Annotated in this window: 9 protein-coding genes and 1 riboswitch; of the genes, 5 read left to right on the forward strand and 4 right to left on the reverse strand. The window is 58.0% G+C overall.

Going from position 1 to position 10,864, the window contains the following annotated elements; translation table 11 throughout:
• Nucleotides 1-404 precede the first annotated feature (404 nt).
• Nucleotides 405-1,025, reverse strand: a complete 621-nt coding sequence (locus tag BM395_RS16305; RefSeq protein WP_090513777.1) for a TetR/AcrR family transcriptional regulator — start codon at nucleotides 1,023-1,025, stop codon at nucleotides 405-407.
• Between the two features lie 140 nt (nucleotides 1,026-1,165).
• Nucleotides 1,166-1,259: riboswitch (S-adenosyl-L-homocysteine riboswitch) on the forward strand.
• Nucleotides 1,260-1,283: 24 nt separating this feature from the next.
• Between BM395_RS16305 and ahcY the strand changes: the two genes are divergently transcribed.
• From ahcY to rhlE2, 3 genes are all read left to right on the forward strand, one after another.
• On the forward strand, nucleotides 1,284-2,693 hold the full coding sequence (gene ahcY / locus BM395_RS16310) for an adenosylhomocysteinase (protein WP_069902472.1): 1,410 nt from the start codon (nucleotides 1,284-1,286) through the stop codon (nucleotides 2,691-2,693).
• A gap of 61 nt (nucleotides 2,694-2,754) precedes the next feature.
• Nucleotides 2,755-3,600 carry a methylenetetrahydrofolate reductase [NAD(P)H] gene (gene metF, locus BM395_RS16315; protein WP_069902471.1) on the forward strand — a complete coding sequence of 282 codons (846 nt, stop codon included), beginning with the start codon at nucleotides 2,755-2,757 and terminating at the stop codon, nucleotides 3,598-3,600.
• 296 nt (nucleotides 3,601-3,896) lie between these two features.
• Nucleotides 3,897-5,765, forward strand: coding sequence for an RNA helicase RhlE2 (gene rhlE2 / locus BM395_RS16320; protein WP_069902470.1), 1,869 nt, complete (start codon nucleotides 3,897-3,899; stop codon nucleotides 5,763-5,765).
• 287 nt (nucleotides 5,766-6,052) lie between these two features.
• On the opposite strand, the gene BM395_RS16325 is transcribed toward rhlE2, so the two are convergent.
• Together BM395_RS16325 and BM395_RS16330 are read right to left on the reverse strand one after the other, a co-directional pair.
• Nucleotides 6,053-6,631 (reverse strand): YceI family protein, encoded by a 579-nt coding sequence (locus tag BM395_RS16325; protein ID WP_090513782.1) that lies wholly within the window; start codon nucleotides 6,629-6,631, stop codon nucleotides 6,053-6,055.
• A gap of 67 nt (nucleotides 6,632-6,698) precedes the next feature.
• A complete protein-coding gene (locus BM395_RS16330) occupies nucleotides 6,699-7,244 on the reverse strand; it encodes a cytochrome b (protein ID WP_090513785.1) in 546 nt (181 codons plus the stop codon).
• Nucleotides 7,245-7,518: 274 nt separating this feature from the next.
• Between BM395_RS16330 and BM395_RS16335 the strand changes: the two genes are divergently transcribed.
• Both BM395_RS16335 and BM395_RS16340 read left to right on the forward strand, forming a co-directional pair.
• Nucleotides 7,519-8,925 carry an adenosylmethionine--8-amino-7-oxononanoate transaminase gene (locus BM395_RS16335; RefSeq protein ID WP_090513788.1) on the forward strand — a complete coding sequence of 469 codons (1,407 nt, stop codon included), beginning with the start codon at nucleotides 7,519-7,521 and terminating at the stop codon, nucleotides 8,923-8,925.
• Between the two features lie 710 nt (nucleotides 8,926-9,635).
• A complete protein-coding gene (locus tag BM395_RS16340) occupies nucleotides 9,636-10,355 on the forward strand; it encodes a 16S rRNA (uracil(1498)-N(3))-methyltransferase (protein ID WP_090513791.1) in 720 nt (239 codons plus the stop codon).
• Nucleotides 10,356-10,393: 38 nt separating this feature from the next.
• On the opposite strand, the gene BM395_RS16345 is transcribed toward BM395_RS16340, so the two are convergent.
• Nucleotides 10,394-10,861, reverse strand: coding sequence for a chemotaxis protein CheW (locus BM395_RS16345; RefSeq protein ID WP_069902465.1), 468 nt, complete (start codon nucleotides 10,859-10,861; stop codon nucleotides 10,394-10,396).
• Between the last annotated feature and the right edge of the window lie 3 nt (nucleotides 10,862-10,864).

Here is a 10,864-nt window from a genome sequence, read left to right on the forward strand (position 1 = left end):
GTGAAAACCCTCGCGGGAAATTATTCAGCGTGGCCAAGATCGCCTGACGGATTGCCCCATCGGGGCTATCCATCCTCCGGGTATCGTATGGCGAAAGTACGCGTTGATGCCGGTACGCTCCCCGACGGAGGATGGATAAACCGCAGGTTAATCCGTCATGGCGGTCTGCGCGATGTGAATTGCGATCGTCTTTGCGTTCGATTTCTCGCGCGGCGGTGACGGTGAAAATCCTTCGCGGGAAATTTTGCGGTGTGGCCAACATCGCCCGACGGATTGCCCCGCAGGGGCTATCCATCCTCCAGGTGCCGTAAGGCGCGGGAACGCTCCCGACGGAGGATGGATAAACCGCAGGTTAATCCGTCATGGTGGTCTAACAGATATGAGCAGCAGCCCTAAAGCGAACTTCAGGGCTCAAGCCCGATGCCACGGAGTATCACGGTGGTGATGGTCTGCACGGCTTTCTCGAATTGCATCTCGCTCAGCGCCTGATGGTCATTGAGCACTTTCACCTGATGGCTGAAGTCGGCGTAATGCTGGGTTGAGGCCCAGATCATGTACAGCAAGCTCGAAGGCTCGACCGCCAGAATCCGTTTGTCTTCGACCCACTGTCGGATTTTCGCCTCTTTCATTTTCGCCCAGTCGTAGAGGCTTTTATCCAGTTCGTCACCGAGCATCGGGGCGCCGTGGATAATCTCGTTGGCCCAAACCTTGGAGCCGTGCGGACGGGTGCGCGAGTGGGTCATTTTCGCCCGAATGTAACTGCTGAGCACCACACGCGGGTCGTCGAACATCTCGAAGCACAGCGCATCCTGCTTCCACACCTCGAGCAAATCGAGGAGGACGGCACGATACAGGTCGTCTTTGGTGCTGAAGTAGTAATGCAGATTGGAACGTGGCAGCCCGACTTCCTCGGCGATGTCGCCCATCGAGGCGCCGCCATAGCCTTTCTCGGAAAAAATCTTCTCGGCAGCGAGGAGGATTTTCTCGGTATTGCGCCGGCGAATTTCGATCTTGTGGTTGGCCATGCTGTGTCCATTACGAGGCAGTGAGCCAAGGCTATCATCTGCTTTCAAACAGAGCGACGGAAAGCCTTGGGCAAAAGCGCTCAGGTCGCTATAATTGGCCGGTTTTTCGTGAGCAACTCCGCTTTGCTCACGCCCGCCACCTGTCCGAGGGGCGCTGCAGCAGACCCTGTTTCTCAGCGGTTTGTCAGGCTCGGATGGGGCGTTAACCATACGCATCAACGGCGCCCATTCGCAGACAACGAATGGAGAACTCATTTTATGAGCGCTGTTATGACGCCTGAAGGTTTTACCGACTTTAAAGTCGCCGATATTTCGCTGGCCGCCTGGGGCCGCCGTGAAACCATCATCGCCGAATCCGAAATGCCGGCTTTGATGGGCCTGCGCCGCAAGTATGCCGGCGAGCAGCCGCTTAAAGGCGCGAAGATCATCGGCTGCATCCACATGACCATCCAGACTGCCGTGTTAATCGAAACACTGGTGGTACTGGGCGCTGAAGTGCGCTGGTCTTCGTGCAACATTTTCTCGACTCAGGATCAGGCTGCTGCTGCCATCGCGGCGGCCGGTATTCCGGTATTTGCCTGGAAAGGCGAAACCGAAGAAGAGTACGAGTGGTGCATCGAGCAAACCATCCTCAAGGATGGCCAGCCTTGGGACGCCAACATGATCCTCGACGACGGCGGCGACCTGACCGAGATCCTGCACAAGAAATACCCGGCCATGCTGGACAAAATCCACGGCGTGACCGAAGAAACCACCACCGGCGTTCACCGTCTGCTGGACATGCTGGCCAAGGGCGAGCTGAAAATCCCGGCAATCAACGTCAACGACTCGGTCACCAAGAGCAAGAACGACAACAAGTACGGTTGCCGTCACAGCCTCAACGACGCCATCAAGCGCGGCACCGATCACCTGTTGTCCGGCAAGCAAGCGCTGGTCATCGGCTACGGTGACGTGGGCAAAGGTTCGGCTCAGTCGCTGCGCCAGGAAGGCATGATCGTCAAGGTTTCCGAGATCGACCCAATCTGCGCCATGCAAGCCTGCATGGACGGCTTCGAGCTGGTTTCGCCGTACATCGACGGCCTCAACGACGGCACCGACGCCTGCATCGACAAAGCGCTGCTGGGCAAGATCGACCTGATCGTGACCACCACCGGCAACGCCAACGTGTGTGACGCGGGCATGCTCAAGGCGCTGAAGAAGCGCGCAGTGGTGTGCAACATCGGCCACTTCGACAACGAAATCGACACCGCTTTCATGCGCAAGAACTGGGCATGGGAAGAAGTTAAGCCGCAGGTACACAAGATCCACCGTACCGGTGCTGGCAGCTTCGACGCGCAGAACGATGACTACCTGATCCTGCTGGCCGAAGGCCGTCTGGTGAACCTGGGTAACGCCACTGGCCACCCGAGCCGCATCATGGATGGCTCGTTCGCCAACCAGGTTCTGGCGCAGATCTTCCTGTTCGGCCAGAAGTACGCCGACCTTCCAGCCGCTCAGAAAGCCGAGCGCCTGACGGTTGAAGTACTGCCGAAGAAACTCGACGAAGAAGTGGCTCTGGAAATGGTTAAAGGCTTCGGTGGCGTTGTGACCAAGCTGACCAAGACCCAGGCCGACTACATCGGCGTTACCGTTGAAGGCCCATTCAAGCCAGACGCTTACCGCTACTAATCAGTCCGCGCGCTGGCAGTGTGAGAGCGCTGCCAGCGCGCGTTCAAGATGGAATCTTCTGATGAGTAAAGAACGCCGTTACAGCTTCGAGTTCTTCCCGACCAAGACCGAAGCCGGCCACGAAAAGCTGCTGGCAACTGCCCGCGAGCTGGCCACCTATAACCCAGATTTCTTCTCCTGCACCTATGGCGCAGGCGGCTCGACCCGCGACCGCACACTGAACACCGTGCTGCAACTCGACGGCGAGATCAAAGTAGAAACCGCTCCGCACCTTTCGTGCGTTGGCGACAGCAAGGCTGAGTTGCGCGAGCTGTTGGCTCTGTACAAAGACGCAGGCATCAAGCGCATCGTTGCCCTGCGTGGCGACCTGCCATCCGGCATGGGCATGGCCAGCGGCGAGCTGCGCTATGCCAACGAGCTGGTGAGCTTCATTCGTGAAGAGACTGGCGATCAGTTTCACATCGAAATCGCCGCCTACCCGGAGATGCATCCGCAGGCACGCAATTTCGAAGACGATATCGCCAACTTCGTGCGCAAGGCCAAAGCCGGTGCCGACAGTGCGATTACCCAGTATTTCTTCAACGCCGACAGCTACTTCTACTTTGTCGACCGCGTGCGCAAGATGGGTATCGACCTGCCAATCGTGCCGGGCATCATGCCGATCACCAACTACAGCAAGCTGGCACGCTTCTCCGACGCCTGTGGCGCCGAGATTCCACGCTGGGTACGCAAGCAGCTGGAAGCCTATGGTGACGACATCGAGAGCATTCAGGCGTATGGCGAGCAAGTCATCACTGAAATGTGCGAACGCCTGCTGCAAGGCGGCGCGCCGGGCCTGCACTTCTATACGTTGAACCAATCCGCGCCAAGCCTGGCGATTTGGAACAACCTGAAGCTGCCACGCTGATTCAGTCTTTGCGACGCTGCGGCCTGCTCTCGGGTTAGGCCGCAGTCTTTAGCAGTTGCTCGAAGACAATGCTTTATAACGGCCCTGCATAACAGTGTTGGCGAACCGTTAAGCAGGCTATTGATAAAATTGCCCACTGCTCTGTTATACTCGGGACTTCCCGCCAGGCTTGCGCCCGGATGCTAGGCCCCTCAGAGACCAGCAGTACCGGACGGGATTGCACGCTCATTACGTTGCGATTCAAGCCAGGCAATATACCTCATAGGGCAACGCGCCCTCACTAGACAGGATTTCACATGTCCTTTGCTTCCCTCGGTCTCTCCGAGGCTTTAGTCCGTGCGGTCGAGTCCGCAGGCTACACCCAACCAACTCCGGTGCAACAGCGGGCTATCCCCGCCGCGTTGCAAGGTCGTGACCTGATGGTTGCGGCACAGACAGGTACGGGTAAGACCGGTGGTTTCGCACTGCCAATCCTTGAGCGTTTGTTCCCTAATGGTCACCCAGACCGCGAACACCGCCACGGCCCTAAGCAACCGCGCGTTCTGGTGCTGACACCAACCCGCGAACTGGCCGCCCAGGTGCACGACAGCTTCAAGCTGTATGCCCGCGATTTGAAATTCGTCAGCGCCTGCATCTTTGGCGGCGTTGGCATGAACCCGCAAGTACAGGCACTGGCCAAAGGCGTTGACGTACTCGTCGCCTGCCCGGGTCGCCTGCTCGACCTTGCCGGTCAAGGCAGCATTGATCTGTCCCACGTAGAAACACTGGTGCTCGACGAAGCCGACCGCATGCTCGACATGGGCTTCATCCACGACGTCAAGAAAGTCCTGGCGCGCCTGCCTGCCAAGCGTCAGAACCTGCTGTTCTCGGCAACGTTCTCGAAAGACATCACCGACCTTGCCGGCAAGCTTTTGCACAACCCGGAACGCATTGAAGTAACGCCGCCGAACACCACGGTCGAGCGTATCGAACAGCGCGTTTTCCGCCTGCAGGCCAGCCACAAGCGCGCCCTGCTCGCTCACCTGATCACCGCTGGCGCGTGGGAACAGGTGCTGGTTTTCACCCGTACCAAGCACGGCGCCAACCGTCTGGCCGAATACCTCGACAAGCACGCGCTGCCAGCTGTCGCGATTCACGGCAACAAGAGCCAGAATGCGCGCACCAAGGCACTGGCTGATTTCAAGGCAAATAAAGTACGCGTACTGGTTGCGACCGATATCGCCGCGCGCGGTCTGGATATCGACCAACTGCCGCACGTGGTCAACTTCGAACTGCCAAACGTTGAAGAAGATTACGTGCACCGTATCGGCCGTACTGGCCGCGCCGGTCGCAGCGGTGAGGCGATCTCGCTGGTTGCTCCGGACGAAGAGAAGCTGCTCAAAGGCATCGAGCGCATGACCAAGCAGAAGATCCCCGATGGTGATCTGCTCGGTTTTGACGTGAGCAAAGTTGAAGCCGAACGTCCGGAAGTTCGTGAGCCACGCCAACCGCGCGGCCCACGCAACAACTCCGGCAGTGCTGAAGCCAAAACTGGCGGCGAGCGCCACGGTTCGGGTCGTCGCGATAAAGGCAAAGACTCTGGCCGGGCTAAATCAGCGCCTGCTGGCGGCCGCGCCAAACAGCCGCGCAACGCCCGCTCCTCGAACACCGTTGCCGCCATTCCCGCATTACCTCCAGACCGCGCGCCGGACGAGTTTCTTGATGACGAGATTGATAACTTCGGCAACCGTGCAGACTACGTAAGTCCGCACCAGAACAAGCCACAGCACAACCGCGGTCGTCGTCCAGGCGCACCGGCAGCTGCTGCGGCCGCAACACCTGGCCAGGCGCCACGTAGCAAAGGCCCGCGCAAGCCTTCGGGCGCGAATGGCGCACAAGGCAAGCGTTCGTCTGGTGGTCAGTCGTCAGGTCGTAACGGCGGTGGTTCAGGCCGTTCGCGTCCGCCACGTGACCGTGACACCACGCGCTCGCTGGATCGCGCAGCAGATCGTCCGTTGCAGGAGCCGGGTCAGTCCCGTCGCCCGCAAGAGAAAGTCCCGGTGATTATCCACAAGGGCTCGCGCAGCGATCGCCTGCCAACGCCAGAGCAACTGGACCAACTGCCTAGCAGCCGTCCACGTGGCGAAAAGCCTGCACTGCTGACGCGTAACCGCGACAACGGCTAGCTTTTCTGCAACAGCAAAACGCCGACTTTCGAGTCGGCGTTTTTGTTTGCGCATAGTTTGCGCACCGCAACCGGAGGATGGATAGCGGCGCACCGCCGCAATCCGTCATGGCGATTTACGTTCAACCAAACAGCTACACGGTAATGGGCACCTCGCAGTCAAACGCCACGCCCGCGACAACCCGACTACTGAAATGACGGTTTACCCTGCGGATTAACCATCCTCCGCAGATGCAAAAACGCCCGATGCAATGCACCGGGCGTTTAGCTCAAGCTCTGCGGCGCAGTTTACTTGCGCACGCCCTCGAAAGAGATCATCAGCTCAACTTCTTGCGAAGCAGGTCCGAGGTCTTTTTCGATGTTGAAGTCTTTCATCTTGATCGTGGTAGTGCCTTCGAAACCGGCACGGTAGCCGCCCCACGGATCATCGCCTTCGCCCACAAACTTGGCAGCAACTACCACTGGCTTGGTTACGCCATTGAGAGTCAGGTTACCGGTCACATCGGCCATGCCTTCGCCAGTTGACTTGACGGAAGTCGACTCGAAAGTAGCGGTCGGGTTCTTGCTGACGTTGAGGAAGTCACCGCTGCGGATGTGCTTGTCACGCTCGGCATTGTTGGTATCAACGCTTTCGGTTTTCAGGGTGACGTTGATCTTGCTGGCTTCCGGATTCTTGCTGTCATAGCTGAAGCTGCCATCGAACTCTTTGAACGAGCCATAGATGTAGCTGTAGCCAAGGTGGCCGATCTTGAAGTTGACGAATGCGTGCTGACCTTTGATATCGAGCGCGTAATCCGCTGCCATCGCCTGACCGGCACCCAACAACGCAGTGCCAATAGCCAGTGCAGCGAGTGTTTTCTTCAGCATGAGTGTGCTCCTTGTGTTTGTATTCAATAAGCGCGCAAAGCTCAAAGCGCGCCAATGGTGTTACCAATCAACGCCCCAGCATGCGAGTGAGCGTCGTGTCACGATCAATAAAGTGATGCTTCAATGCTGCCAAACCGTGAATGCCAGCGAATATCACCAGCGCCCAGGCCAAATACTCATGCACCAGCCCTGCAACATCCTCCTGATTGGGGATGCTGGTCAGGGTTGCCGGTACTTCGAACCAGCCGAACACCGGAATTCCACGGCCTTCTGCGGTGGAGATCAGATATCCGCTGATCATCAACACAAACAAGCCGAGGTACAGAAAGGCATGACCGAAGCGCGTGGCTTTCTGGGTCAGTGGACCATGGCTGGCCAAATGGCCAGGCGGTGGGCTGACCCAGCGCCAGATAACGCGCAGCACCATGACTGCGAAGAGAATCAGGCCAACACTTTTATGGATATCTGGTGCCTTGGTGTACCAGCTGCTGTAGTAGTCCAGCCCAACCATCCAGTAACCCAGCGCAAACAAGCCGAACACCACCAGCGCCACCAGCCAGTGCAACGAGACACTGACAAAACCGTAGCGCGTTGGAGAGTTACGCCATTGCATTGATAGGCTCCGCATTTATGTAAATGATAATTGTGCGCAAGATTAGCAACAAACCAATCGATTAAAAGCAGAAAATACTGCTTTGAAATATCGAGAAATACGATCCGTGAAACCAATCAGTCAGCTTGAGCAGATTGGATGCACAGCTTCATTTTCAGTTCAGCACAAAGTCTGAGAAATTCACTTTTTGCCGGTGTTTAAAGGGCCGCGCGTGATGCCCTCTCGCCCGCACGCATCTGATAGGCTTGGGGCAGATGATTTGGAGAACACAACAATGAGCTTAAATGACCACTGGATGCAGCGCGACCTCGCTGTGCTCTGGCACCCCTGCACGCAAATGAAAGATCACGAACGCCTGCCGGTGATTCCGATCAAGCGCGGCGAAGGGGTCTGGCTGGAAGACTTCGACGGCAAACGCTATCTGGATGCAGTCAGCTCCTGGTGGGTGAACGTGTTTGGTCACGCCAATCCGCGCATCAATCAGCGTATCAAGGATCAGGTCGACCAGCTGGAGCATGTGATTCTCGCGGGCTGCAGCCATCAGCCGGTGATCGAATTGTCCGAGCGACTGGTGGCCATGACGCCGGCCGGACTGGATCGGGTGTTCTACGCCGACAATGGCTCTTCGTGCATCGAGATTGCACTGAAGATGAGCTTTCATTACTGGCAGAACGTCGGCCAGCCGCAGAAGAAACGCTTCGTCACCCTGAGCAACAGCTACCACGGCGAAACCGTTGCGGCGATGTCGGTCGGTGACGTTGCCCTGTTTACCGACACCTATAAAGCATTGCTGCTCGACACCATCAAAGTGCCCAGCCCGGACTGCTATCTGCGCCCCGAAGGCATGAGCTGGGAAGAACACTCGCGCAACATGTTCCAGTGCATGGAGCAAACTCTCAGCGAACATCATCATGAGGTGGCAGCGGTTATTGTCGAGCCGCTGATTCAGGGCGCGGGCGGTATGCGCATGTATCACCCGGTATACCTCAAGCTGCTACGCGAGGCCTGCGACCGTTATGGCGTACACCTGATCCACGATGAAATTGCAGTCGGCTTTGGCCGCACCGGCACCATGTTCGCCTGCGAGCAAGCCGGTATCCGTCCAGACTTCCTGTGCTTGTCCAAGGCACTGACGGGCGGTTATCTGCCATTGGCAGCGTGCCTGACCACCGATACGGTTTATCAGGCGTTCTACGACGACTACTCGACGCTGCGTGCCTTCCTCCATTCGCACAGTTACACCGGCAACCCGCTGGCCTGCGCTGCGTCTCTGGCAACACTGGATATTTTCGAGGAAGACAACGTTATTGAGCGCAACAAGGCGCTGGCCAAGCGCATGGGCGATGCCACCGCGCACCTTGCTGACCACCCCAATGTTGCCGAAGTGCGCCAGACCGGCATGGCTGTGGCCATCGAAATGGTGCAGGACAAAGCCAGCAAAGCGGCCTATCCGTGGCAGGAGCGTCGCGGCATGAAGGTCTACCAACACGCACTGGAACGCGGCGCCTTGCTGCGTCCGCTGGGCAGCGTGGTGTATTTCCTGCCGCCGTATGTGATTACCCCGGAGCAGATCGACTTTCTCGCCGAAGTCGCCAGCGAAGGCATCGACATTGCCACACGCACCTCAGTCAGCGTGCCGACCGGCAATACCGATTACCCGGGGTTTCGCGATCCGGGTTGAGTTGATCACATAGATCGCCATGACGGATTGCCTCCTTCGGGGCTATCCATCCTCCGGCCTTCGATTCCCGGCCTGGTCTTTGGAGGATGGATGAACCGCAGGTTGATCCGTCAGGGCTGACAATGGGTTTCGGGAATTTCTGTGTTTGCCTGTGATGTGGACTTGGCCTTGGATTGAAGAGGCGGCGATGCGTGCATCGCCATGACGGATTGCCTCCTTCGGGGCTATCCATCCTCCGTCCTTGGATTCTCGTCTTGGTCTTTGGAGGATGGATGAACCGCAGGTTGATCCGTCAGGGCTGACGATGGGTTTCGGGCATTTGTGTGTGTGCCTGTGATGTGGATTTGGCTTTGGTTTGATGAAGCGGCGATGCTTGCATCGCCATGACGGATTGCCTCCTTCGGGGCTATCCATCCTCCGCCTTTGATTTCCGGCTTGGCCTTTGGAGGATGGATGAACCGCAGGTTGATCCGTCATGGTTGACGATGGGTTGCGGGGATTTGTTCGTTTGTTTGTGATGTGGCTTTGGCTTTGGTTTGAAGAGGCGGCGATGCTTGCATCGCCGTGACGGATTGCCTCCTGCGGGGCTATCCATCCTCCGCCTTTGATTTCCGTTTTTGATTTCCGGCATGGGTTTGCGGTTTACGTTTCGGTGGCAAATGCAAACACGTTAAACTGGCGGCCCTTGCGTCCAGTTTGCAGCCAAGTCCATGCGCCTATCCCGTTTCTTTATCGATGCCCCGTTGTCTGTCGGCCACCATCAATTGCCTGAGGCTCAGGCGCACTATATTTCGCGGGTGTTGCGTCACAATGTCGGCGATGCGGTGCAGTTGTTTGATGGCAGCGGCAACGAATATCTGGGTGAACTCACTGAGGTGGGCAAAAAGACTGTGGCGGTGGAACTGCGTGAATGCTTGCCGGGCATGCCTGAGTCGACGCTGAATATTCATCTGGGCCAAGGCCTGTCGCGCGGCGAGCGGATGGACTGGGCGATCCAGAAAGCCACTGAACTTGGCGTTAGCCAGATCACGCCGATTGTCAGCGAACGCTGCGAGGTGCGCCTGAAAGATGATCGCGCCGACAAGCGCATGGCCCATTGGCGTCAGGTGGCGATTAGTGCTTGCGAGCAATGCGGGCGCTCAGTGGTACCAACACTCAATGCCCCGGTGACGCTGGATGAGTGGCTGCAAAGCACCGACGCCGACTTGAAACTGGTGCTGCATCCAGTTGCCCAGGCGCTCACAGAACATACAGCGCCCAGCCGCCTGGCATTTCTGATTGGACCGGAAGGTGGCTTGTCGGATGCAGAGGTCGAGCAAGCCAAGGCTAGCGGCTACCACGCAGCCCGTTTGGGCCCGCGGGTGTTGCGCACTGAAACCGCTGCGGTTGTTGCGCTGAGTGTGGCGCAACAATTGTGGGGCGACTTCTGAGAGTCGCCACTCAACGCGAATAGATCTGCAGACGCGACTCAAATAAGCCCGGCGTCTGCCAGTTTCTGCTCAAGCATTACCAGATCGGGAATGCGCAGCACCTCAGTACCGACTTGCACAGCATCCAGCTCCAGCGGTGCCAACTCGACATCGGCACGCGGCACATCGGCACCGATCTTCATCGAGCGCGGAATCCCTTGCAGCACCAGCGCAATGAATTTGACATTATCGCGCCCGCCCAACGCGTTGAGCACCGCCACCCGCGCACCCGAGCCCAGTTCCGCCTGCCCGTTGGACGCGGCCTCGAACGACAGCATCGGCAATTGCAGATCTCGCCAGGCCAACCGCCCAAGCAACCAGTCCGGCTGGTTTTCCGTGGTTTGCGGGGCGCGATAGGGAATCAGTTCCGCCAACGCGACGTTGGGCACCAGCAACTGCCGGTCAGCCAAGGGCAACACCAGGCCGGTCAGGCTTTCAACCGCGTTTTGTGGGGCGACTTCACTCATGAA

Origin of the sequence: Pseudomonas marincola (genome assembly GCF_900116605.1) — a bacterium.
Taxonomy (GTDB): Bacteria; Pseudomonadota; Gammaproteobacteria; order Pseudomonadales; family Pseudomonadaceae; genus Aquipseudomonas; species Aquipseudomonas marincola.